We start from the raw sequence: 22,361 nt of genomic DNA, 5'->3' as shown, positions 1-22,361 counted from the left end.
TGGATGCTGTTCAGCGTGCCTGATGGTCGAGAGGTGCAGGCCCCTCCTGGGCGGGCAAGGCTGCGGCCCGCCGGGCAAGCGCGTATCGGATGCCTCCCGTCATGGCCGCGATCCCGAGGATCGATGCCGCCGCGATCGGTCCGGCCGGGCTGCCGGGGAACAGTCCGTCGAGCAGCAGCATCACGCCGAACACGAGAAACAGTGTCGCGGCGCCCCATTGGATGAACCGTTCCGGCAAGTGCTTGCCGAGGACCGCGCCGACGATGATGGCCAATGCATCGGCCGCGACCATGCCGATCGTCGAGCCGATCCACACGCCGACCCAGTCGTTGTCGGCCGCGAGGGTGATCGTCGCGAGCATCGTCTTGTCGCCGAGTTCGGCGAGGAAGAACGCGGAGGCGACGGCCAGGAACGCGGAGGTGCCGACGCGGCCGGCCTTGCCCTGCTCCTCGTCGCTGAGGCTGTCACCGCGCAGCGTCCACGCCGCGAAGCCGATGAACGCGATACCGCCGAGAATGCTGATGAGCGTCGTCGGCAGGGCCGCGCCGAGGGAATGCCCGACGGCAACCGAGACGAGGTGGACGACGGTGGTGGCGACGGTGATGCCGCCGATGACGACCCACCAGCGGTAACGCAAGGCGAACGTCATCGCCATCAGCTGGGACTTGTCGCCCAGTTCGGCGACGAAGATGACGCCGAAACTCAACAGCAGTGCGGCAAGCACGGGTGATCCTCCGTTTCGTATCGGAGGATGTTGGGAACGCTCCTCCGGCCGCGGACGCGGGGTGCGCCTACGGCCGAAGGTCTCGCCCACCGGTGACAACCGGTTCGGGCAGCCGGGCGGACCTCCGTCGCCGAAACTTCCGAGGTCCAAGCCAGTATGTCGACTGCTCGATTGGGGGCTACTCCCCTTCGCTAGCCGAAAGAATACCCAGAACTGGACAACTTGCCAAGTACCACAACAAGTTTGGACACCCGAACTTTCAGATTCCGTACCCGCTCAAGCGGCGAGCAACATCGCCAAAATTGCGGTGTCGGGATCGCTGTTCGGATCGAGGCTGACCCGGCTGATCATCGACGTGACCGTGCCGTCCGCCTCCGTCTCCACCCAGGCCGCGCGATGATCGAGGCCCAGATACGGCAGGCCCGGCAAGAGTAGGCACCCCGACGCGGCGCCCGTGCACTCCGGCAGCGAGGGCACCGTCTCCGACGGTGGATGCAGCATCATCAGCGCCGGCGGCTGCCGATCCGCGAAATACCCAGGGCTGACCGCTGATTCGCCGATCACCGGACCTTCTGCCAGCACCAGTCCGACTGTGCCCGGCTCCGGATCGTCCGGCAGCTGCTCGTGTGCTCCGAAAACCGTTGACGTGGAGAGCAACCCCGGGATGGACGCCACCCGGACGGCAAGGACGAGCAACTGTGCCCATTCCTTCGTGGTGTCCGGCCAGCGTCCTGAGATGACGAACCCCCGCAGCATCCCGGCGGCATGGAAGGGTGAGACCCCGATGTATTCGTTCCTGCTCACGACCACGCCTCCTGCCATCGTCGCTCGACCCGGCGACGCTGCCGGCAGATACCTCAAGGATGCGCCCAAAACGGCTGGCAGACAACTCGGGTCGAGTGCCAGCGAGCCCACGAAGGCGCCGGCCCACGTGGCTCGGACGTCACGTTCCGGCAACCCCGACGCGCAGGCGCAGCACGGCCCCCACCATGTCCTCCGCCGACCACTCGGGAGTGCGCAGAGTGCACACGAAGAGGTCACGCCCGTCCGCGCCGCCCAACGCCAGAGAGTGCGGACCCGGCACCGGCAGGCGGTCGGTGACCCGGCCGCCCGCGTCGAGCCTCAGCACCTCGTCCGTGGTGACGGACGCCGCCCAGATTCCGTCCTCCGCATCGATCGCCAGCCCCTCCGGGCGCGCGGACTCCTCGAACTCCGCGAACACCCGCTGCTGCTCGAGGCTGCCGTCCGGGGCGATGGTGAACGCCGTCAGGCGCGGCGGCGCCGAGCGGCTCTCCGCAACGGTCAGCGTCACCCTGTCCGAGCCGACCACGATGCCGCCCGCGCACGTCAGCGAGCTGGCAACGTCGTGCACGGTCCCGTCGGGTTCGATCATGGCGAGGTCCGCCGTCGACGCGTCGTCCCCGCGGCTGCCCACGTACGCGCGGCCGGACTCGTCCACGTACAGGCCCGCGAGTGGGCGGGTCGCGACGCCGTCGAGGTCGGCGTGAATGACCAGGCTGCCGTCGACCTCGCGACGTATCAGCAGATGGTCGTTGCTGGATGCGATCAGTAGCCGTCCGTCGGGAAGAAAGCCCAGGCCAGCGGGCAGTCCGACGACTTCGGCCACGGTGTTCAGGGTGCCGCCGTCGAGGTCGAGTGCCATCACGGTCCCCGCACCGTGGTCGGAGAACCAGATCCGGCCGTCGTGCCAGCACGCACCCACCGGGTAGGCGAGCCCGTCGACAAGTGTGTCCACCGTCACGGTCACCCCTTCACGATACGACCGGACGACCGCTCCGAGACACCCCCGAGCCCCCCGAAAAAACGAATCGCCGCACCCGAAGACCGGGTGCGGCGATCCGACGAGCCGAATGTCAGGCGATGAGACCTGCGGTCGCGGTGCGGGCCTTCTCGAAGCGCGCAGCGACGTCCGCCCAGTTGACGATGTTCCAGAAAGCCTTGACGTAGTCGCCCTTGACGTTCTGGTAGTCCAGGTAGAAGGCGTGCTCCCACATGTCGAGCAGGAGCAGCGGGACCAGGCCGATGGAGATGTTGCCCTGCTGGTCGTACAGCTGGACGATGATCAGCCGCTGGCCGATCGAATCCCAGGCCAGGATGGACCAGCCGGAGCCCTGGATGGCGTTGGCGTTCGCGGAGAAGTGGCTGCGGAACGCGTCGAAGCTGCCGAACTGGTCGTCGATCGCCGCGGCCAGCTCACCCTCCGGCTTGTCGCCACCGTCCGGGGACAGGTTGTTCCAGAAGACGGTGTGGTTGGTGTGGCCGCCGAGGTGGAACGCGAGGTTCTTCTCGTGCAGGTTCACCACAGGAGCGAGCGCGTCGGCTTCGCGCAGCTCAGCGAGCTTCTCGAGGGCGGTGTTGGCGCCGGCGACGTATGCGGCGTGGTGCTTGTCGTGGTGCAACTCCATGATCTTGCCGGAGATGTGCGGCTCGAGAGCTGCGTAGTCGTAGGGCAGTTCAGGCAGCGAGTAGACAGACACTTCGGTCCCTTCCTTACGGGCGCGGGTGACGCCCGGCATGTACCTTCTTCGATCCTTGCTCGGGCTCTAACCCAAACTCATTGGTACACCCTTCGCAATATTTGCGATCAGGCGCCCAACGGTCGGGACTGCCCGGAATTCGTACACGAGGTGAACGAAACCTTAAACTTGCGTGATGCCCGAGCCGACCGTCGCCCCGTCCCAGGGGACGCGACTCCGATTCGGCGGGGCGAATCTCCTGCGGACGCTCGCCGTCCTTGCGGTCCTGTACTCCCACATCTCGTACTACCTGATCGACGACCTCGGCACCGGATGGTGGGTGATCGACGTCGTCTACGAAACCCTGGTCGACGGTGTGAAGCTCAACCAGCACCTGTCGTTCCTCGGTGTCGCTGTCTTCATGATGCTCACCGGGCTGCTGTTGACTGCGTCCGTCGCCCGCACCGCACCGAGCCGATTCCTCGTCAACCGCATCGGACGCTTGCTGCCCGCCCTCTGGATCGCCGTGGCGCTCGCGATCCTGCTGGTCACACTCGGCATCAACGGCATGTTCAGCGGACAGGACGGCATCACCTACGGGCAATCTGCGCTCAGCTTCGTCCTCGGGGGATTTTTCCTCACACCCGAGGTCGCGGTACTCGGCGTGACGTGGACGCTCGTCGTGCAGATCACCTTCTACCTGTACAGCGTCGCGACCCGGCCCCTGCTGCGGCGGGCACCGATCGCCGTGCCGATCCTCGGCGCCGTCCTGTGCATCGGCGTCCTGCTCTACAACGTGTACATCCCACAGCCGTACTCGGTTCCGATGCTCACCAAGGTCGCGGCCACCCTTCCCGCCGTGTTCCTCGGCCAGATCATCTACATGGCGTGGACGTCGATGGCGAGCTGGCGATGGCTCGTCGTCGCCGCACTCGCGCAGGCCGAGGTAGTGCTCATCGCCACCGACATCCGTGCCTACTGGGCAGGCGACCGCTACCTGTGGACGATCGCCGTCGTGGCCGCCGCGGTCCTCGTCCTCGCGCGCTACGACGGACCGATCGCACACTGGTCGGTGGTCCGGTGGACCGGCACCCGCAGCTACGCCATCTACCTGCTGCACACCCTGATCCTGTACCGGGCATACGACCTGGCTGTCGGTGCGCTCGGCAAGACCGGTGCGGTCATCGTGTTCCTCGCGGCCACCGCCGTCGCGTCGGAACTGCTCTACAAGCTGGTCGAAGTGCCCGCGGGACGCTGGATCGGGTCGCTGGCCTCCCGCGTCGGCAACCCGAAACCGACCGTTCGGGACAAGTCCGAGGTCGCGGACCCCGCATAGCTCCCCGGCGGTAGTGACCCACGCCACATGTGATCGCTCCCGAAACCGCTTGATCTTGGTCGCGACCAGGTCGACTCTGAAACAAGGGTCTGATGAACAAGTGACCAGGAGGGGCTCACATGTGGCGGGATGTGTGCGACTACGCGGCACTGACGCGGCGATCGCTGCGCCTCCGACACGACCCCCTTCGCAGACACCCCGACCGCCTCGAAGCGCTGCTCGCCGTCGGCCTCCTGCTCCTCCTCGTGGTGACGATCCCCCTCTCCGTGTGGCTCGGCGGCGCCGCCCGGGACCAGCAGTCGGCGCTCGCCGAACAGCAAGCCCGTGATCATCGGCAGATCGTGGCCACCACCGTCGAGGACGCCACCAGCCAGCCCCTCGCCTCCGACTCCGTACCCGTCAGCATCGACTCCGCGCCCGCGAGGTGGGTCGTCGACGAGCGCCCCCACCGCGGCGACGTGCCCGTGGACGCCGAAGCCCCGGCAGGTACCGAAGTGGCGATCTGGGTCGACGCCGACGGGAACCTCGCCGCTCCGCCCATCACCGACACCGCCGTGGCCACGGCCGGAGTGATGGTCGGCCTCTTCACCTGGACGTCCGTCGCCCTCGTCGCGACCACTGCTTTCCTCGGAGTCCGCGCCCTCCTCGACCGCCGCAGGCGGAGGCAGTGGAGCGCGGACATTCGAGCCTTCCTCGGGTCCGCCACCTCGCATTGAATTCACCGCCTTCTTCCTGAATGGCCCATTCATTCAGTCGAACCGAATGAATGGGCCATTCAGGAAAGAGCGCGGGGAGCTGTCAGCCGAGCTGCGGCATGACCTCGGACGCGACGAGCTCGAGCTGGTCGAGGTCGCCCAGGTCGAGGGTCTGCAGGTAGATGCGGGTCGAGCCGAGTTCGGCGTACCGGCCGATCTTGTCGACCAGTTCGGCGGGCGAGCCGGCGAGACCGTTGGTGCGCAGTTCGTCGACCTCGCGCCCGATGGCGGCGGCGCGACTCGCGATCTCGGCGTCGTTCCGGCCGCAGCACAGGACGAGCGCGTTGGAGTAGACGAGTTCGCCGGGGTCGCGGTCGACGGCGCGGCAGGCGCTGCGCACCCGCTCGAACTGGGTGGTCGTCGCGTCGAGCGAGCCGAACGGCACGTTGAATTCGTCGGCGTACCGGGCGGCCAGTTCGGGGGTGCGTTTGCGGCCGTTGCCTCCGATGAGGATCGGCGGCCCGGCGTGCTGGTGGGGCTTCGGGAGTGCGGGGGAGTCGACGATGCGGTGGTGGGCTCCGTCGTAGGAGAACGTGTCTCCGATCGGCGTCTTCCACATGCCGGTGATGACGGCGAGTGCGTCCTCGAGGCGGTCGAAGCGTTCCTTCAGCGGCGGGAACGGGATGCCGTAGGCGAGGTGTTCCTCCTCGTACCAGCCCGCGCCGAGACCGAAGTCGACGCGGCCGCCGCTCATCGCGTCGACCTGCGCGACGGTGATCGCGAGGGGGCCGGGGTGGCGGAACGTCGCGGAGGTGACGAGGGTTCCGAGGCGGATGGTGGACGTTTCGCGGGCGATGCCTGCGAGGGTGATCCAGGCGTCCGTCGGTCCGGGAAGGCCGTCCGAGTTCATCGCCAGGTAGTGGTCGGAGCGGAAGAACGCGCCGTATCCGAGTTGTTCGGCGGTCTGGGCGACCCGCAGCAGTTGTTCGTAGGTTGCGCCCTGTTGGGGTTCGGTGAAGATACGCAGTTCCATGCCGTCAACTCTGCCCGATGCCGGGGAGTGCCGCCGCGCTCGTAGTGTTGTGCACTATCTGTGAACAACACTGTGGAGACTGTGGATAACTCGGTGGACAAAGTGTGGCTTGAGTCACAGCCTGTTCCGGAAAACGCCGGATGGCCTGTGGAAACCCGTCCACAGTGATCCACGGTCTGTGGAATTCACACCTGGGGACCGAACCGGGAACTCGAATGCCGAGCCTGTGCAGAACGTGACAGTATCGAGGCGTGAGCTTCGCTGACGTTCCCACCGCCGCGGTGTCGGAGGTTCCCGCGCCGCCGTACACGGATGCCGTCCTTCTCGACATCCGCGAGGACGACGAATGGGCGGACGGACACGCCCCCGACGCCCTGCACATCGCGATGAACGACGTCCCCGCCCGGATGGACGACATCGACATCGACGCCGTCGTATACGTCGTGTGCCGGTCCGGTGGCCGCTCGATGCGCGTGGTCCCGTACCTGAATCAGAACGGATTCGACGCGGTCAACGTCGCGGGCGGCATGGTCGCCTGGCAGAAATCCGGTCGTCCCCTGGTTGCGGACGACGGCAGGGCGGCGAAGATCTACTAGATGAGCGTCCAGGTCTGCGTTCGTTGCGCCAATCGTTGGCCCGTCGTCGGTGCGCCCGCCCGCTGGTGTCCCGGGTGCCGCGGCGCGCTGATGTCCCCGATCCGTCCCGGCCGCGTCGAGCCACGTGAAGGCCGGAACTTCCGGTGGGTCGCGCGTCGACCCGGTGCCTCGTCGCTGCCGGACGCACCTCGCGGCGTCGCCGACGACCGGACGCCCACCTACCGAGAGACTCCGCGCTGGGGTTTGACGGACCCGAGGCAGGCCGACGCCCCGACCCTCCAGACACGCACCGAGCGGCTCGCCGAGGTCGCGCCGACCCTGCTGGGCGCCACGGCCGCGTTGTTCGTGCTGGCCGCCGTCGCCGAACTGCTCCGGTATGCCGTGCTGCTGTACAACCGCACCGCCCTCGTCTCGCCAACACTGCTCGCCGTCTCCGACGCACTGGTGTTCACGATGGGTGTGATGGCGCCGATGGTCGCGTTCGCTGCCGCATCCGCGTCGGTGGCGTGGCTGCTCGGTGCCCGGCGCGCTGCGTGGGAGGCGGTGGGTCGGGACGATCCCCGCTCCGCGGCGGTCGTCGCATTCGGATGCCTGGTTCCGGTGGTGAATTTGGTCTGGCCCGGGGTGTTCCTGACCGAGCTCGCCGCCGCGGACGACCGGATCCGGTCGCTGGTGCGGGTGTGGTGGGCGACGTGGGCGATCAGCGGCGTGATGCTCGTGGTGAGCCTCGTGTGGCGTTCCCACGACTCCCTGCAGGCCCGCGCCAACGGGGTCCTCTTCGCGGTCCTGATGAACCTGGTCGCGGCGGCGGTGGCGGTGCTGACGCTCATGGTGACGCGCCGCGTCGACGGCCTCGACCTCGGTGGCCGGCCGCGGTCCCGGACCCGGTGGGTGGTCGCGTGAGTCCGGACCGCAGGGGCCCGCTCGTCGTCGCGCACCGGGGCGCGTCCGCCGCACTGCCCGAGCACACGCTCGCCGCCTACGAACTCGCCCTGAAGGAGGGTGCGGACGGACTCGAGTGCGATGTGCGGCTGACGCGCGACGGGCATCTGGTGTGTGTCCACGACCGCACCGTCGACCGCACCTCGACGGGGACGGGAGTGGTCAGCGAGATGACCCTCGGGAACCTGTCGGAGCTGGAGTTCGGTGGCAACGGCGAGCCGGTGTTGACCCTCGCCGAGCTGATCACCCTCGTGCTCGACCACACCTCACGGCCGACGAAACTGTTCATCGAGACGAAGCACCCGGTGCGGTTCGGTGGCCTCGTCGAGAGCAAGGTCCTCGCGGAGCTGGCCCGATTCGGGCTGGCCGCACCACCGTCCGCGACCCATTCCCGCGCGGTCGTCATGTCGTTCTCGGCGGGAGCGGTGTGGCGGATCCGCCGTTCGGCCCCGCTGCTGCCGACTGTCCTGCTGGGGGAGTCGTCGCGCTATCTCGGTGGCGGCGCCGCGACGACGGTCGGCGCGACCGCGGTGGGCCCGTCGATCAAGTCGCTGCGCGAGCACCCGGAGATCGTCGATCGGGCGGCCGCGGCGGGACGGGCCACCTACTGCTGGACGGTGGACGACCGCAGCGACGTCGAGTTGTGCCGCGACCTCGGGGTCGGGTGGGTGGCCACCAACCATCCGGGGCGGACCCGGGAGTGGTTGGGCCGCTGACGTCGCCTCGGCGCGGACAGTGCTGAGCGCTGCCTCGCGGCAGGTCGGGGAGTGTAGGTTTCCCGACGTGGGTAAGAGCAAAAGAAACAGTGGTCCGAAGCCCGACAGCAACCGCGCCGCGAAGCTGGCCGAGCGGCGCGCAGCGCAGGAGGCGGCCGCGTCGACCGCGGTGCCGCGTCCATTCGAGGGCCTCGCGGCCGAGTGCGATCTGATCGCGCTGCGCGAGTTCGTCCCGTCCGCGACGGCGCCGCTGCCCGTGACGTCGGGCGAGCGCGCCGTGACGGTCGCGACGGTGCTGCCCGGCGCGGTCGCAGCACTGGTGCGTGACGAGGACACCCCGACCGGTTTCGTGGGCCTGCAGGTGCAGGTCCAGTCGCCCGACCTGGGCGCGGATCTCGCGGCGGCCGCGACGTGGGCGACCACGGCGGCCCCCGGTGAGTCGCTGACGTCGGCGAACCCGACTTCCGACGGTCCGCGTATCGCGGACGTGGTCGACCCGAACGCTGCCCTCGACATCACCGTGTACCAGGATTTCAACTGGTGGATTCCGGAGGGCGTCACCCCGGCGCCTGAGGTCGCGGCGACGGTCGAGCAGGCCAACTCGGTGATCATGCCGTCCGCGCGACTCGAGGCCGACGGCGTCGTCGCGGCGTGGTGGGTCGACGCGGGGGAGAAGGCTCACCTGCGCTGGGTGCGTCCCGAGGACGAGGACGCGCTGATGCTGGCGCTGGCGCGGGTGCACGCGTCCGGTGGCCTGCACCTCGGTGAGGGCTCCCGGTACGCGGGCTCGTTCCGCGCCCACGGCCTGCTGGTGCCGGTGTTCGACCTGGACCCCGAGAAGCACGCGCAGGAGTGGGCCGCTGCGACCGCCGAGCTGGGCGACCGCCTCGCGCAGGCGCTCGCCGTCGACGCCCCGCTGACCTCCGACGAGCGGCGCGCCCGCGACGGCCTGCGCGGTCGCCAGATCACCCTGCGTTAAGCGGCTCCGCCGTCCGTGAGTCCCTGGGGTCCGACTGCGGGCCACCGGGACTCACGGGCGGGTCAGCGCACGACGACGACGTGCAGGTTGCGGGGGCCGTGGACGCCCTCGACGCGCTCGAGTTCGATGTCCGACGTCGCGGACGGTCCGCTGATCATCGTCGTCGGTCTCTCCGGCACCAGCCGTGACAACGACTCCGGTACCCCGACCTCGATCGACTCGACCGACACCACGCACACGTGGACGTCGGGGACGAGCGTCAGCGCTCGGCGGCCCTGGTCGGGACTCCCGTCGAGGAAGATGGTGCCGGTCTCCGCGCAGGTGACGGTGGACGACGTCACGACCGCGTCCAATTCCGACAGCTGCGGTGCCGGTACGTCGGCCGAGTCGACGACGACGTCGCCGTCGAAGCCGCCGAGCCACGACTCGTCCAGTCCTGCAGGCACTCCCACGCGGCGCGCGCCGAGGTCGTCGAGTACCCGGGTGAGGGTCTCGGCGAGCGTTGTGGGATCGCACCGATGGACGTGCGCCTTGTAGTCGACGAGCCGGTCCACGAGCAGTTCGATCCGCTCGTCGTCCGGCATCGTCCGACCGGTCCGGTAGTCGCGTGGAATCTGCTGCGGCACAGGTGGAGCCAGGGTCTGCGCGTCCCGGATCCGCGACAGGATCGTCTCCCGCGAGCTCATTTCCGTCCCTCTTCCCGTGCCCGGTCCACTTCCGCCCGCCCTTCTGGCGAGTCCCACCACTGCCGGAACGTCTGCTTCGGCGGCGCGGGGATGTCGCGGGCGGCGGTCCACCCGTTCAGTGGAGGCGGGAGCGTCGAGATCTTCCCCTTGCGTCCCGCGGCGAGCCTGCCGAGTCCGGCGGCCTTCTGCGCCAACGTGAATCGCCGCGCCGAACTCATCGCCACCGACGCCGCCTTCATGGCGACCTTCTCCGCCGAGAATCCGGCGTTCTCCACCTTCTGGTGGCGCAGCTCGACGAGCAGTGACGGGATGTCGATCTTGACGGGGCACGCGTCGAAGCAGGCGCCGCACAGGCTCGATGCGAACGGCAGCGTGGCGTTCGGGTCGTCGGGGGCGTCCATCCCGGCGAGTTGCGGGGTGAGGACCGCGCCAATCGGGCCGGGATACGTGGATCCGTAGGCGTGCCCGCCGGTGCGCTCGTACACGGGGCACACGTTCAGGCAGGCGGAGCAGCGGATGCAGTGCAGCGCTTGGCGTCCGATCTCGTCGGCGAGGGCGGCGGTGCGCCCGTTGTCGAGCAGGACCAGGTGGAACGACTGTGGCCCGTCGCCGGGGGTGACACCCGTCCACATCGACGTGTACGGATTCATCCGCTCACCCGTCGAGGAGCGCGGCAGCAATTGCAGGAACACCTCGAGGTCCGCGAACCGGGGGAGCACCTTCTCGATCCCCATGACCGTGATGAGCGTCTGCGGGATCGTCAGGCACATGCGGCCGTTGCCCTCGGACTCGACGACGCCGAGCGTTCCCGTCTCGGCGATCCCGAAGTTCGCCCCTGACACCGCGACCGGGACCGTCATGAACTTGTGCCGCAGGAACTTGCGTGCCGCGGCGGCGAGGTGTGCGGGCTCGGAGTCGAGGTCGGGGTCGACGCCTGCCATCTCGCGCAGGAAGATCTCCCGGATCTCCGACCGGTTGCGGTGGATCGCGGGGACCAGGATGTGCGACGGCTTGTCGTGTCCGAGTTGAACGATCAGCTCGGCGAGGTCCGTCTCGTAGGCCGTGATGCCCTGGGATTCGAGGTGCTCGTTGAGTTCGATCTCCTGGGTGGCCATCGACTTGACCTTGATGACCTCGTCGGACCCGGTGGCCCGGATCAGGTCGGTGACGATGGCGTTGGCCTCGTTCGCGTCCGCAGCCCAATGGACGACTCCGCCGCGTGCGGTGACCGCGGCCTCGAGCTGTTCGAGCAGTTCCGGCAGCCGGTTCATGACGTCGGTCTTGATCGCGGACCCGCTGTCGCGCAGCAGTTCCCAGTCGGGGAGTTCGCCGGTCACGTGCAGACGCTTGGCGCGGATCGTGTGGGTGGCCTTGCCGATGTTGCGTCGCAGCTGGGCGTTGGCGAGTTCGTGGTGCGCGGCCTTCGGGAACTTTTCGGTGCCGCGCAGGAACCCGACGCCCTGCGGGGCGCGGGGCGGGACGGCGGGGAGTCCGAGCGGGACGGTGGTCATCGCGGCGCCACCTCCGCGGGTTCGGTCGAGACCAGGATCTCGGCGAGATGGACGGTGCGCGTTCCCATCTGCAGTCGGGACATGCCACCGCCGATGTGCATGAGGCAGGACGAGTCGCTGGCGCACAGGGATTCGGCTTCGGTGTCGGCGACGTTGCGGATCTTGTCGGCGAGCATCGCGGTGGACGTCTCGGCGTTCTTGATGGCGAAAGTGCCGCCGAACCCGCAGCAGGAGTCGGCGTCGTGTAGTTCGACGAGGTCGATGTCGCGGACGGCGCGCAGCAGTTGGAGGGGCTTGTCGCCGACGCGGAGCATCCGCAGCGAGTGGCAGGTGGGGTGGTAGGTGACCCGGTGCGGGAACCAGGCGCCGACGTCGGTGACGCCGAGGACGTCGACGAGCAGTTCGGACAGCTCGTAGGTCTTGGCCGCCGCCGTCTGCACGCGCTCGCGCAGCGCGGTGGTGCCGTAGCGGTCGGCGACGATCTCGTGCTGGTGGCGGATGGAGCCGACGCAGGATCCGGACGGCGCGACCACGACGTCGTACGACGCGTCACCGAACTCGTCGGCGTAGTTCTCGACCAGGGGGAGGGCGTCCGGCTGGTAGCCCGTGTTGACGTGCATCTGCCCGCAGCAGGTCTGGCCGGGCGGGAACACGACGTCGTGGCCGAGGCGGGTGAGCAGGAGCGCGGTGGATTTCGCGGCGTCGGGAAACAGGGTGTCCCCGAGGCAGGTGGCGAACAGCGCGATTCGCATGTGATCTCCGCAATAGTTGTTTGTGGTCAGACCACAGTAAGCCACGGTCAGCGCGTTTCCGCAACAATCGGCCTCCCCTGCGCTCAGGGCTCGATTGTGACGTGGGTCATGGTGTACGTTGCTGTGGTCTGACCACACACCCCCAGGAGTTCCCGTGGCAACCGACCTACTGGCGGAGACGTTCACCCCCGCCACCGATGCCGTCGCGCACAACCTCACCCTGACGGCGCTCGTCGGCCTGACCCCGCTGGTGACGTTCTTCGTCCTGCTCGCCGGCCTCAAGCTCAAGGCCTGGTACGCCGGTCTCGGCGCGCTCGCCGTTGCTGTGGTGGTCGCGATCGTCGGGTTCTCGATGCCCGTCTCGCTGACTGCGCTGTCGGCACTGCAGGGCATCGCCTTCGGACTCTTCCCGGTGATGTGGATCGTCGTCACCGCGATCTGGTTCTACGAACTCACAGTCGTCAGCGGCCGCTTCGAGGATCTGCGGCGGGTGTTCAGCTCCATCGGCCGCGGCGACATGCGCGTGCAGGCGATGCTGATCGCGTTCTGCTTCGGCGGCATGCTCGAAGCGCTTGCCGGATTCGGTGCCCCCGTCGCGATCACCGGCGCCATGTTGATCGCGATCGGGATGCCGCCGATCCGTGCGGCGGTCACCGTCCTCGTCGCGAACACCGCGCCGGTTGCCTTCGGCGCCATGGCGATTCCGATCACGACCGCAGGAAACCTGACCGGCATACCCGCGACCGAGATCGCCGCCGTGGTCGGTAGGCAGACGCCGATCCTCGCGCTGTTCGTCCCGTTGCTGCTGCTCTTCCTCGTCGACGGCAGGCGCGGACTGCGTCAGGTCTGGCCGATCGCTCTCGTCACGGGCGCGGTGTTCGCGTTCGCGCAGTTCTGGTGCTCGAGCCATTTCTCGTACGAACTCACCGACGTCGTCGCCTCGCTCGCCGGCCTCGCGGCGGCCGTGGCGATGCTCCGGTTCTGGTCGCCCGCCACCCCCGACGACCAGCGCTCCCATGTCGAACCGGAACCGCTCGGCGCGTCCCGAGTGCTGCTGGCCCTCTTCCCATACCTGCTGGTCGTCGTGGTGTTCGGCGTCGCGAAACTGTGGACGGTCGGGTTCGACGTGCCGGCCTGGCTGGCCACGACCGACCGGAAGATCGAATGGCCCGGCCTGTACGGCAACCTCCTCACCGGCAGCGGCGACCCCGCATCGAGCGCGGTCTACACCTTCTCCTGGCTCTCGAATCCGGGCACGCTGCTGCTCATCAGCGGTCTCGTCGTCACCGCCGTGTACACACTCGTCTCCAGCGGTGGACGGTTCCCGATGACGTTCGGCATGGCGGCGACCACCTTCGGTCACACCCTCGTCAAGATGCGGCTGCCGATCGCCACCGTCGCGACCGTGCTCGGTCTGAGCTACGTCATGAACCAGTCCGGTCAGACCGTCGCGATCGGTACCTGGCTCGCAGGCACCGGCGCCATCTTCGCGTTCTTCTCGCCGATCCTCGGCTGGCTGGGCACCGCCGTCACCGGGTCGGACACCTCCGCGAACGCCCTGTTCGCCAAGCTGCAGCAGACCGCGGGACAGGCCGCGGGCATCGACCCGACACTGCTGGTCGCGGCGAACACGTCCGGTGGCGTCGTCGGCAAACTCGTCAGCCCGCAGAATCTGACCATCGCGGCGACCGCGGTCGGGCAGGCGGGCAGTGAGCCGGTCCTGCTGCGCAAGGTGATCGGCTACAGCCTCGGGATGCTGTTCGTCCTGTGCGTCCTGGTGTTCCTGCAGTCGACACCGGTGCTCGAGTGGATGCTGCCGTGACCGTGGCCGACCGCCCGACGAGTGCCACCGCCTAGGCTCGCATGCCATGCCCGAATCCTCGTCTCCGCAGCCCGGCTCCCGCGCATGGGAGCAGGTGCTGGCACGGCTGGAGCAGATGCTCCTGTCGGGCGAGGTGACGCCCGGTCAGCGGCTGCCCGGCGAACGCGTCCTGGCGGCGAACCTGGGAGTCGGCCGATCCTCGGTCCGTGAAGCACTCCGGGTGATGGAGGCGCTCGGCCTGCTGCGGGCGCAGACCGGGTCGGGGCCGAGCGCGGGCGCGATGATCGTCAGCCGCCCCACCGGTGGCATGTCGATGCTCCTGCGCATGCAGGTTGCGGCACAGGGGTTTCCGGTGTCCGACGTGGTACAGACCCGGCTCGTGCTCGAGACGGAGGTGATGCGCACGCTCGCGGCACGACGTCCGGCACCGGACCTCGCGACGGCCGTCGAGCTGCTCGACGCGATGGACGACGCGGCGCTGAGTGAGACGGAGTTCCTGATCCTCGACTCGCAGTTCCACGTGGCGCTGGCCGACGCGGCGGGAAACCAGGTGGTCGCGGCGATGATGGCTGGCCTACGCGAATCCATCGAGGCCTATGTCGTCGGTGGCGTGGACGTCGCGGCCTGGCCGACCACCTGCACCCGCCTGCGGCACGAGCACCGGGGGCTGGTGTCGGCGGTGGAGGACGGCGACCCGGACCTGGCCGAGCGCCGGATCCTCGACCACATCCGGGGCTACTACGAGGGCCTCGGACACTGACGCGCCGGACCTCAGCGGACGGTCGGGACGCGGCGGGTACTCACCGCGATCCGGTTCCAGGCGTTGATGGTGAGGATGACGCTGATCAGCTGTGCGAGCTCCTGGTCGTCGAACTGCTCGGCCGCCCGGTCGTACACCTCGTCGGGGACGAATCCGTCGGTCAGCACCGTGACGGACTCGGTGAGTGCCAGGGCAGCGCGCTCGCGGTCCGAGTAGAGCCCGGTTGCCTCCTCCCAGGCGCTGAGCAGGTAGAGCTTCTGTTCGCTGATGCCGGCCGCGCGGGCGTCACGGGTGTGCATGTCGAGGCAGAAGGCACAGTGGTTGATCTGTGAGGCGCGGGTGAGCACCAGCTCGACCAGGGTGGGGTCGAGGCCCTTCCTCGCGGCGGCGTCGAGGGCGACCATCGCCTTGTAGACCTCGGGAGCGGCGTCGAACAGATTGACACGTCGTGCGGTCTCGGTTGTCGTCATGGTTCAACCGTAGGACGCGAATGGTCCCTGCAAATGGTTCAATCGAGCAGTGACATCGTGGGCCAATCTCGGGTTGGATCTGCACCTGGACCTTCGTGGCAGGTCCGGGGTGCGCGCGGCGCTGGCTGCCGCGCTCCGCGAGGACGTGCGCTCCGGCCGGCTCCCCCCGGGGGTGCTCCTTCCTCCGTCCCGAACGCTGGCCACGGACCTCGGGGTCGCCCGCAACACGGTGGCCGACGCCTACGCGGAACTGGTCGCCGAGGGATGGCTCACTGCCCGGCAGGGGTCCGGAACCCGGGTGGCTGCGCGCGCCGCGGTCGCGACGATCGGACGACCGACGCGGCCGACCCCGCCGCCGCGGCCCGTCCACAACCTGATGCCCGGGTCGCCGGACGCCGCGTCCTTCCCCCGTGCCGCCTGGCTCGCGTCCACCCGCCGCGCGCTGACCGAGGCGCCGAGCGACGCCTTCGGCCCGGGCGACCCTCGGGGCCGTCCGGAGCTGCGAAAAGCACTGGCGGACTATCTGTCCCGCGCCCGCGGTGTTCGTGCCGACCCGGACCGCATCGTGGTCTGCGCGGGCACGGCGCACGCGGTCTCGCTGCTCGGATCGGTGCTCGGCGGGCCGATCGCGGTCGAGTCGTACGGCCTGCACGTGCACCGAGACCAGCTCGCGGCGGCGGGTGTGCGGACCGTGCCGATCCCCGTCGACGAGGACGGAGCGAGGGTGGCCGCGCTCGCGTCGGTCACCGTCACGGGCGCACTGCTCACGCCCGCGCACCAGTTCCCCATCGGGGGGCCGCTTCATCCGGAACGCCGTGCCGCGGTGGTGGACTGGGCGCGCGACACCGGTGCGATCCTCCTCGAGGACGACTACGACGGAGAGTTTCGCTACGACCGACAGCCCGTCGGTGCGATGCAGGATCTCGAACCCGACCGGGTCGCGTACCTCGGCTCGGTGAGCAAGAGCCTGTCCCCGGCACTGCGACTGGGCTGGATGGTGCTGCCCGACGGCCTGGTCGACCCGGTGCTCACCGCCAAGGGCATCTGGGAGCGCTGGGTGAGCGTGCCGGACCAGCTCACGCTGGCTGATTTCGTGACGCGCGGCGGCTACGACCGCCAGATCCGGCTGATGCGGACGCGGTATCGCAGGCGCCGAGACCAATTGGTGACGACCCTCGCCGAGCGGGTACCGCACGTGCGGGTGTCCGGCATCGCGGCGGGCCTGCACGCCGTCGTCGAGGTGCCGCCGGGCCACGAGCGGCCGGTCCTGGCCGCCGCAGCCGACGAGGGCCTCGCGCTCGGTGCGCTGTCGGTGTTCCGGCACCCCGACAGCACGGACGCGTGGCGCGAGGGTGTGGTCGTCGGCTACGGCGCCCCGCCCGAGCATGCGTTCGCCGGCGCCCTGGACGCACTGTGCCGGGTCCTGACGCGCTGACGCACAGTGGTGCGCCTACGGAGGGTTGGGGCGTCCTACAGTGCTCCGCCCGCCGCGGGCGGTGCCCCGACGGATTCGCCTGCAGCACTGTTCATCTCGCGGGCCACGAAGTTCTCGAGGTCGAACAGGTTGGTGCCCGCCCGGTTCGCGACCGCGAGGAGGGTGTTCATGGTGGCCACTTCCTCGACCTGCTCCTTGAGGAACCACTGCATGAACTGCTCGCCGAGGTAGTCGCCCTCCTGTCGCGCGGTGCCCGCGAGCGCGACGATCTGCTCGGTGACGGTGCGCTCCTGCGCGAGTGCCAGCGCGATCGGTTCGCGGTGGTCCTCGAACTGCGACCTGACCGGGTCGACGCCGCTGAGCTCGACCGGAAGATCACGGTCGAGGAAGTACTGGACGATCATCATCGCGTGGTTGCGTTCCTCGACGGACTGCGCGAAGAAGTACTTCGCCAGCTGCGGCAGATCGGTGCCCGCGAAGTGGACGGCGATCGCGACGTACTGGTGCGACGCGGTGAACTCGTGACGGATCTGATCGTGGAGGAGGGCGTGAAACTTGGTGTCGTTCGCGTCATCCGGCTGGCTCATGGGCACGACAATAGTGCTGGTCAGGGCGTTGCGCATCCAAGTGCAGCCTTATTGAGGGCAGTGTTTCCTAACTGAGTCGACCCTTCCCCGCGGGCAGGGTGGGCGGCGCGAGAACCCTTCCGAACTGGGGGATCTCAGACGGAACCACCCGCCGCGGGAGGGGCCGACGGGTCGGCTCCCGCGGCCGCTTTCATCTCCCGCGCCACGAAATCCTCGACGTTGAACAGGTTCCCGTCGGCGCGGTCCACGATCGCCAGGAGGGTCGTCATGGACGCGACCTCCTCCACCTGCTCCTTGAGGAACCACTGCATGAACTGCTCGCCGAGATAGTCGCCGGTGTCCCGGGCCGTGCGCGCCAGCATCGTGATCTGGTCCGTCACCGTCTGCTCCTGTCGCAGAGCGAGTTCCACCGGCTCGCGGACGGATGCGAACGCGGTGACGACCTCGTCGACACCGGGAATGGTCACCGTGAGGTCGTTGTCGAGCAGGTACTGGACCATCATCATCGCGTGGGTGCGTTCCTCGTCGGCCTGCGAATAGAAGCGCCGCGCGAGCTGCGGAAGGTCTTGCCCGTCGAAGAAGACCGCGACCGCGATGTACTGCTGCGACGCGGTGAACTCGCTACGGATCTGCGCGTGCAGGAGGGTGTGGAAGTCGCTGCGCTCACGGGACTCGGCCATGCGCGGAGAGTACCGCCGCGGCCGGGTACGCCGGGGGAGCAGCCACACAGCGGGCAGCGCCGCGATCAGTTGGCCGCGATCAGGTCCGCGGGCACCGGTTCGTCGTTCGCGAGGGCCTCGAAGAACCGGGACGCCTTCTCCTGATCCCACAGCAGGACATTGCCCGACCCGGAGACGTCCTCGAACCCGCCGACCGGCACTGTCGTGGTGACCAGGTCGCCGCGCATCGCCCACGCCAGCGACGCCAGGTTCCACAGGTGGTCGCCGTCGTCGACCAGCAGCGAGCCCGCAGTGTCGGTGACCAGCGACCACAACCGGAACGGGTTGAGCATCGTGCCGAGGCTTGTCGCCTTGTCCAGCAAGGCCGCCATGAACAGACGCTGGTTGTTCATCCGGTCCAGGTCGGCGAGTGGCGTCGCACGCGTGCGGACGAACCCGAGCGCCTCCGCGCCCGTCAGATCCTGGCAACCCGGCTGCAGATTGATACCGGCGAGCGGATCGTCGATCGGGTACGGCACACACAGATTGACGCCGCCGATGGCGTCGACGATGCCCGCGAATCCCCCGAACCCGATCTCCGCGTAGTGGTCCATCCGCAACCCGGTGGCCTCCTCGACGGTGCGCACCAGCAGTTGCGGGCCGCCGCCGTCGATCGCGAAGGACGCGTTGATCTTGTCCTCGCCCCAACCGGGGATGTTCACGTACGAGTCACGAGGAATCGACACCATCGTCGCGGCACCGCTCTTCGGGACGTGGATGACGATGATCGTGTCCGTGCGCTTGCCCGCGATGTCGCCACCCGCGGACAATTCCTGGTCCTGCTCGGCGGTCAGACCCTCGCGGCTGTCCGACCCGACGAGCAGCCAGTTCGTTCCCGGGGTGTCCGCGATCCGGCCCGGGTAGTCGGCGAGCGCGTCGATGCGGTTCAGCGACCGGTCGAGGTAGACGACGGAGACGACCATGAGGATCACGAGCACCAGCGGGATCAACCCGATCCGCCTGCCCCAGTGCCGTCGCCGCCGCGACGGACGCGGAGGGTTCGCGGGAGGCTCGGTACCGGGGCGTCCGCTCCGCGGCGGCGGGGGCGGCGGCGACGCCGGTGGCGGCGGCCTGCGGCGCTGTGGGTCGACGTACGGCTGAGGCGTCTGCGTCGGCGCGTACTCCGACCGTGACTGCGGGCCGGGTCCACCCGGTCCGGGCGTGGCCGGACGTGGCGCGACCGGTTCCTCCGACCACGCGCGCGGCGCCGCGGGCCTGCCGTCGCGGCGGATCACCTGGGTGCCCTCGCCGGGTGGTGGTCCAGGCTGCTGCCGATACGCGGGTGTGGGCGCCGGATAGCGCGGCGGGGGGACGTTGCCGCGACGCGGCGGGGCGATATTGCCGCGTTGCGGCGGGGGGACATGGCCGTGTGGTGGCGGCGGCGGAACGTTGCCGCGCGGCTGCTGCTGCGGCGTACCGGGGCCGTGCGGGCCCCAGGACTGTCCCCGGCGAGGATCGGCCGCCCGACCCCGGTCGCGCGGGTCGGGGTTGCGGGGACGGTCGTCGTTCACATCGGAAACTGTACTGGTCACGGCCCGGTGCGTCGCCGACCTCCGCTGCGCTCAGGGAAGCCAGGACACGTGGCCGCGCAGCAGTGTGTAGCCGACGAACGCGACCGCGTCGATGAGCCAGTGCGCGACGACGAGGGGCCACAGTTTTCCGGTCCGCTGCCAATAGCGTCCGAACACGATCCCCATCACGACGTTGCCGAGACCGCCGCCGAGGCCCTGGTAGAGGTGGTAGCTGCCGCGCAGCAGCGCCGACGCGGCGAGGGACGCGTTCTCGCTCCACCCGAGCCGTCGCAGCCTCGAGATCAGGTACGCGACGACGAGGATCTCCTCGGCGGCGGAGTTCGCGAGTGCCCACAGCACGAGGGCGGGCAGCCGCCACCAGTGGTCGTCGACAGTGCTGGGGACCACTGTCAGGTTGGCTCCGACCGCGGTTGCGGCGAGGTAGAGCGCGAGGCCGGGCAGCCCGATCAGCGCGGCCAGACCGACGCCGGGGAGCAGGTCTCGGCGCCACCGCGGGTGCCGTCCGAGTCCGATGCGGTCGGGGCCGAGTCCGCTACGCCACAGCAGGTACAGGCCGAGGGCGGCCCACGCGCACAGTCGGACGATGCCGAGCAGTTGGCGTCCGAGGTCGATCCAGCCGAACGTGGAGCGGGAAGCGTTGAGCGCGACCGACTGGTCGGACAGCTGGCCGGGCTGCAGGGCCGTCTCGATCAGCGACAGGATCCCGGACAGTCCGCTGAGCCCGAACGTGACGAGCAGAACGATCGTGACCTCGACCCACAGTGCGCGGCGTTGCGCTCGGTCGAGCGGCGGTTCGGTCTGTGGGGGCGGCGTCGGGCGCAGCCAGTCGTCGAGCCGGGTCACGTCACGCACGATAGGCGCCTTCGGCGCCCCAGCGCCTCAGTGCCGGGCGCGGAGCCCGTTGAGGAAGGGGCAGCCGACGAGGATGCGCAGTGCCCGGTTGAGGCCGGCGGCGTCCTCGACGGGTTCGGTGAACGAGAGCCGGACGTCGCTGTCGCCGGTCGGCGACTCCACGCGGAGACGGATGCCGTAGCGGTCGAGGCCGAGGGGGCGGACGCGACCGCCTCGCATGGTCGCGGGAAGTCGATGCGCCAGCTGGTGGATCAGGTCGCCGTGACCGGATTCGAGGTGCTCGAGCCAGCAGTCCTCCACGGACCAGAACGGGTCGGGGACGGCGTCCAGCAGGTCGTCGAGCGGGACGGGCTCGGCGCCGTGGCTGTCGGCGACGACGGCGGAGTCGAGGACCAGTCGCAGCAGGGTCGTCGTGTGCCCGACGTCGAGAAGCGCGGGATTCGGGTGGTCGGCGGCGACCGCGGCGGCGAGGGCGCGGGATGCCTCGCCGGGCACGGCGTGCAGCGAGCCGCGCAGCCACACGAGGGACCGGACGCGCTCCCGCAGGACGAGCGGCGCGTTGTCGGTGAGTTCGAGGACGGCGGGGAGACCGCCGCGCCCCGCTTGCCAGGCGAGCGCGGTGACCGCGACGTCGGACGGGACGGCGAGCACGACGTCACCGCACGAGCGGAGGTGGTGGACCGCCACGGTGACCGGGTCGATGCCGTCGACGGCGAGGACCGCCTGCTGAGCGCGTGCGCAGGCGGTGCGGACGCGTTCGGCGGTGGTCGGGCCGAGCGTGGTGGCGGCGGTCATGTGGTGCTCCTTCTAATCGGGTCCCCTGCGGCTCGAGGTCGTCCAGGTGCGATGTCGGTCACGATAGGTTAGCCACGCCTAAGTTAGGGTATGCATACCCAGGCGCGCAAGAGTTCCGCGCCGGATTACTGTTGACCGGTGGCCACCCTGCTCAACCTGCAACCTCCCGCCCCCCGCGACCAGCAACCGCCCTTCGCCGGGCTCCTCGCCGAGACCTGCGCCGACGCCGCGGCAGTGCGCGCTCGCAGTCGCGACGCACTCTTCGGCGCGCCGCTGCTCGCCGCGTCCGCGATCGACAGCATCGGCGCGAGCGACGGACCCCTCTGGCTGCGGCTCGACATCGCCCCCGACGCGCTGCCCGCGACGCTCCCCGAACTGACGCGCATCGAGGTGGAGTGCCCGTTCGAGTACCTCGACGACGCCGTCGCCCTCGCTCACGGTGACCCGCACCCCCTCCCGGCGCGCCTCGCAGTCCGCGTCGACCCCGCGGGTGCGGGACGCGGCTGGGCTGCCGAGTCGTCGGAACGGATCGCCGCAGCGGGTGCGCAGCCCGTGCTCGCCGCCGGTCTCGCTGCGGACGACGTCGCCGACTTCCTCGCCGTCCTCGCGCACTCCGACGCCGGGTTCGTCGCCCACGCGACCACCGCAGGTGAGGTCGTCGCGATCCTCTCCGCCACTGTCGCGGCACTGCGCGGCGACGACATCCCCGCCGCGTTCGCCGCCGCCGACCCCGCGCCGATCGCCGCGCTCACGACAGCGGCCGCCGAGGCGGTCCGCGAGATCCTCGTCGCGATCGCGGTCCCGGCAGACGCAGGCATCGCAGCCGACCTCCGCGAGCTGGGAATCACCGCCGACATCGGCATCCGCTGACCCTGCGGCCCGTCGACCTGGCGCGGCCGGCGGCCGCCACCTGACGGACAGCCGGGCTGGGCGGGGTCGTGG

24 protein-coding genes are annotated in these 22,361 nt (G+C 69.5%); 10 read left to right on the top strand and 14 right to left on the bottom strand.

Features of this window, described 5'->3' with window-relative positions; all coding sequences use genetic code 11:
- Positions 1–10: 10 nt before the first annotated feature.
- From FFS72_RS17830 to FFS72_RS17815, 4 genes are all read right to left on the bottom strand, one after another.
- On the bottom strand, positions 11–724 hold the full coding sequence (locus FFS72_RS17830) for a TMEM165/GDT1 family protein (RefSeq protein WP_137875174.1): 714 nt from the start codon (positions 722–724) through the stop codon (positions 11–13).
- A gap of 276 nt (positions 725–1,000) precedes the next feature.
- Positions 1,001–1,546 (bottom strand): peptidase, encoded by a 546-nt coding sequence (locus FFS72_RS17825; protein WP_137875236.1) that lies wholly within the window; start codon positions 1,544–1,546, stop codon positions 1,001–1,003.
- 121 nt (positions 1,547–1,667) lie between these two features.
- The gene (locus FFS72_RS17820) at positions 1,668–2,492 is read right to left on the bottom strand and encodes an SMP-30/gluconolactonase/LRE family protein (protein ID WP_137875173.1); all 825 of its coding nucleotides are present in this window, start codon (positions 2,490–2,492) and stop codon (positions 1,668–1,670) included.
- 106 nt (positions 2,493–2,598) lie between these two features.
- Positions 2,599–3,222: a superoxide dismutase gene (locus FFS72_RS17815; RefSeq protein ID WP_137875172.1), complete on the bottom strand. Its 624-nt coding sequence runs from the start codon at positions 3,220–3,222 to the stop codon at positions 2,599–2,601.
- 175 nt (positions 3,223–3,397) lie between these two features.
- On the opposite strand from FFS72_RS17815, the gene FFS72_RS17810 reads away from it, so the two are divergent.
- Positions 3,398–4,537 carry an acyltransferase family protein gene (locus tag FFS72_RS17810; protein WP_137875171.1) on the top strand — a complete coding sequence of 380 codons (1,140 nt, stop codon included), beginning with the start codon at positions 3,398–3,400 and terminating at the stop codon, positions 4,535–4,537.
- Between the two features lie 119 nt (positions 4,538–4,656).
- Positions 4,657–5,253 carry an Rv1733c family protein gene (locus FFS72_RS17805; protein ID WP_137875170.1) on the top strand — a complete coding sequence of 199 codons (597 nt, stop codon included), beginning with the start codon at positions 4,657–4,659 and terminating at the stop codon, positions 5,251–5,253.
- Positions 5,254–5,335: 82 nt separating this feature from the next.
- Here FFS72_RS17805 and FFS72_RS17800 read toward each other — a convergent pair whose 3' ends face one another.
- A complete protein-coding gene (locus tag FFS72_RS17800; protein ID WP_137875169.1) occupies positions 5,336–6,265 on the bottom strand; it encodes an LLM class F420-dependent oxidoreductase in 930 nt (309 codons plus the stop codon).
- A gap of 251 nt (positions 6,266–6,516) precedes the next feature.
- Here FFS72_RS17800 and FFS72_RS17795 point away from each other — a divergent pair, with 251 nt between their 5' ends.
- The 4 genes from FFS72_RS17795 to FFS72_RS17780 all read left to right on the top strand — a co-directional run bounded on the left by FFS72_RS17795 (position 6,517) and on the right by FFS72_RS17780 (position 9,498).
- Positions 6,517–6,861, top strand: coding sequence for a rhodanese-like domain-containing protein (locus FFS72_RS17795; RefSeq protein WP_137875168.1), 345 nt, complete (start codon positions 6,517–6,519; stop codon positions 6,859–6,861).
- The gene (locus tag FFS72_RS17790; protein WP_137875167.1) at positions 6,862–7,764 is read left to right on the top strand and encodes a DUF4328 domain-containing protein; all 903 of its coding nucleotides are present in this window, start codon (positions 6,862–6,864) and stop codon (positions 7,762–7,764) included.
- Entirely contained in the window at positions 7,761–8,519 is a 759-nt protein-coding gene (locus FFS72_RS17785) for a glycerophosphodiester phosphodiesterase (RefSeq protein WP_050066988.1), read from the top strand. The genes FFS72_RS17790 and FFS72_RS17785 overlap by 4 nt, the downstream gene beginning before the upstream one ends.
- Before the next feature lie 67 nt (positions 8,520–8,586).
- On the top strand, positions 8,587–9,498 hold the full coding sequence (locus FFS72_RS17780) for a DUF5926 family protein (RefSeq protein WP_137875166.1): 912 nt from the start codon (positions 8,587–8,589) through the stop codon (positions 9,496–9,498).
- 62 nt (positions 9,499–9,560) lie between these two features.
- On the opposite strand, the gene FFS72_RS17775 is transcribed toward FFS72_RS17780, so the two are convergent.
- Genes FFS72_RS17775 through FFS72_RS17765 form a run of 3 tightly spaced genes read right to left on the bottom strand, consistent with a single transcriptional unit; the run spans position 9,561 to position 12,447 of the window.
- Positions 9,561–10,184: a LutC/YkgG family protein gene (locus FFS72_RS17775; protein ID WP_137875165.1), complete on the bottom strand. Its 624-nt coding sequence runs from the start codon at positions 10,182–10,184 to the stop codon at positions 9,561–9,563.
- A complete protein-coding gene (locus FFS72_RS17770) occupies positions 10,181–11,695 on the bottom strand; it encodes a LutB/LldF family L-lactate oxidation iron-sulfur protein (RefSeq protein ID WP_137875164.1) in 1,515 nt (504 codons plus the stop codon). The genes FFS72_RS17775 and FFS72_RS17770 overlap by 4 nt, the downstream gene beginning before the upstream one ends.
- Positions 11,692–12,447, bottom strand: a complete 756-nt coding sequence (locus tag FFS72_RS17765) for a (Fe-S)-binding protein (RefSeq protein WP_137875163.1) — start codon at positions 12,445–12,447, stop codon at positions 11,692–11,694. The genes FFS72_RS17770 and FFS72_RS17765 overlap by 4 nt, the downstream gene beginning before the upstream one ends.
- Before the next feature lie 154 nt (positions 12,448–12,601).
- On the opposite strand from FFS72_RS17765, the gene FFS72_RS17760 reads away from it, so the two are divergent.
- Positions 12,602–14,269 (top strand): L-lactate permease, encoded by a 1,668-nt coding sequence (locus tag FFS72_RS17760; protein WP_137875162.1) that lies wholly within the window; start codon positions 12,602–12,604, stop codon positions 14,267–14,269.
- Between the two features lie 46 nt (positions 14,270–14,315).
- On the top strand, positions 14,316–15,029 hold the full coding sequence (locus tag FFS72_RS17755) for a FadR/GntR family transcriptional regulator (protein WP_050066898.1): 714 nt from the start codon (positions 14,316–14,318) through the stop codon (positions 15,027–15,029).
- Positions 15,030–15,040: 11 nt separating this feature from the next.
- On the opposite strand, the gene FFS72_RS17750 is transcribed toward FFS72_RS17755, so the two are convergent.
- Positions 15,041–15,499 carry a carboxymuconolactone decarboxylase family protein gene (locus FFS72_RS17750; protein ID WP_137875161.1) on the bottom strand — a complete coding sequence of 153 codons (459 nt, stop codon included), beginning with the start codon at positions 15,497–15,499 and terminating at the stop codon, positions 15,041–15,043.
- Positions 15,500–15,548: 49 nt separating this feature from the next.
- On the opposite strand from FFS72_RS17750, the gene pdxR reads away from it, so the two are divergent.
- A complete protein-coding gene (gene pdxR, locus FFS72_RS17745; RefSeq protein ID WP_137875160.1) occupies positions 15,549–16,934 on the top strand; it encodes a MocR-like pyridoxine biosynthesis transcription factor PdxR in 1,386 nt (461 codons plus the stop codon).
- A gap of 35 nt (positions 16,935–16,969) precedes the next feature.
- Here pdxR and FFS72_RS17740 read toward each other — a convergent pair whose 3' ends face one another.
- The 5 genes from FFS72_RS17740 to FFS72_RS17720 form a co-directional block, all read right to left on the bottom strand.
- Positions 16,970–17,521 carry a ferritin gene (locus FFS72_RS17740; RefSeq protein WP_137875159.1) on the bottom strand — a complete coding sequence of 184 codons (552 nt, stop codon included), beginning with the start codon at positions 17,519–17,521 and terminating at the stop codon, positions 16,970–16,972.
- A 134-nt stretch (positions 17,522–17,655) separates the two neighbouring features.
- Positions 17,656–18,201 (bottom strand): ferritin, encoded by a 546-nt coding sequence (locus FFS72_RS17735; RefSeq protein ID WP_137875158.1) that lies wholly within the window; start codon positions 18,199–18,201, stop codon positions 17,656–17,658.
- A 65-nt stretch (positions 18,202–18,266) separates the two neighbouring features.
- Positions 18,267–19,475 carry an LCP family protein gene (locus tag FFS72_RS17730; protein WP_137875235.1) on the bottom strand — a complete coding sequence of 403 codons (1,209 nt, stop codon included), beginning with the start codon at positions 19,473–19,475 and terminating at the stop codon, positions 18,267–18,269.
- Positions 19,476–19,802: 327 nt separating this feature from the next.
- Positions 19,803–20,615 carry a CPBP family intramembrane glutamic endopeptidase gene (locus FFS72_RS17725; RefSeq protein WP_050066904.1) on the bottom strand — a complete coding sequence of 271 codons (813 nt, stop codon included), beginning with the start codon at positions 20,613–20,615 and terminating at the stop codon, positions 19,803–19,805.
- Between the two features lie 36 nt (positions 20,616–20,651).
- Positions 20,652–21,419, bottom strand: a complete 768-nt coding sequence (locus FFS72_RS17720) for a DUF2470 domain-containing protein (RefSeq protein WP_050066905.1) — start codon at positions 21,417–21,419, stop codon at positions 20,652–20,654.
- A 138-nt stretch (positions 21,420–21,557) separates the two neighbouring features.
- On the opposite strand from FFS72_RS17720, the gene FFS72_RS17715 reads away from it, so the two are divergent.
- Entirely contained in the window at positions 21,558–22,289 is a 732-nt protein-coding gene (locus FFS72_RS17715; RefSeq protein ID WP_137875157.1) for a hypothetical protein, read from the top strand.
- Positions 22,290–22,361 lie beyond the last annotated feature (72 nt).

This window comes from Rhodococcus sp. Q, assembly GCF_005503035.1.
Classification (GTDB): domain Bacteria; phylum Actinomycetota; class Actinomycetes; order Mycobacteriales; family Mycobacteriaceae; genus Rhodococcus_G.
The sequence above is the reverse complement of the archived record's forward strand: the minus strand, read 5'-3'. Positions and strand labels throughout refer to the sequence as shown.

What these genes read in the sequence shown, in the direction of transcription:
- FFS72_RS17770 (WP_137875164.1), bottom strand. Translation starts at nt 11,695, where the DNA reads ATGACCACCGTCCCGCTCGGACTCCCCGCCGTCCCGCCCCGCGCCCCG.
- FFS72_RS17800 (WP_137875169.1), bottom strand. Translation starts at nt 6,265, where the DNA reads ATGGAACTGCGTATCTTCACCGAACCCCAACAGGGCGCAACCTACGAA.
- FFS72_RS17805 (WP_137875170.1), top strand. Translation starts at nt 4,657, where the DNA reads ATGTGGCGGGATGTGTGCGACTACGCGGCACTGACGCGGCGATCGCTG.
- FFS72_RS17735 (WP_137875158.1), bottom strand. Translation starts at nt 18,201, where the DNA reads ATGGCCGAGTCCCGTGAGCGCAGCGACTTCCACACCCTCCTGCACGCG.
- FFS72_RS17750 (WP_137875161.1), bottom strand. Translation starts at nt 15,499, where the DNA reads ATGACGACAACCGAGACCGCACGACGTGTCAATCTGTTCGACGCCGCT.
- FFS72_RS17775 (WP_137875165.1), bottom strand. Translation starts at nt 10,184, where the DNA reads ATGAGCTCGCGGGAGACGATCCTGTCGCGGATCCGGGACGCGCAGACC.
- FFS72_RS17740 (WP_137875159.1), bottom strand. Translation starts at nt 17,521, where the DNA reads ATGAGCCAGCCGGATGACGCGAACGACACCAAGTTTCACGCCCTCCTC.
- FFS72_RS17765 (WP_137875163.1), bottom strand. Translation starts at nt 12,447, where the DNA reads ATGCGAATCGCGCTGTTCGCCACCTGCCTCGGGGACACCCTGTTTCCC.
- FFS72_RS17810 (WP_137875171.1), top strand. Translation starts at nt 3,398, where the DNA reads ATGCCCGAGCCGACCGTCGCCCCGTCCCAGGGGACGCGACTCCGATTC.
- FFS72_RS17720 (WP_050066905.1), bottom strand. Translation starts at nt 21,419, where the DNA reads ATGACCGCCGCCACCACGCTCGGCCCGACCACCGCCGAACGCGTCCGC.
- FFS72_RS17755 (WP_050066898.1), top strand. Translation starts at nt 14,316, where the DNA reads ATGCCCGAATCCTCGTCTCCGCAGCCCGGCTCCCGCGCATGGGAGCAG.
- FFS72_RS17825 (WP_137875236.1), bottom strand. Translation starts at nt 1,546, where the DNA reads ATGGCAGGAGGCGTGGTCGTGAGCAGGAACGAATACATCGGGGTCTCA.
- FFS72_RS17790 (WP_137875167.1), top strand. Translation starts at nt 6,862, where the DNA reads ATGAGCGTCCAGGTCTGCGTTCGTTGCGCCAATCGTTGGCCCGTCGTC.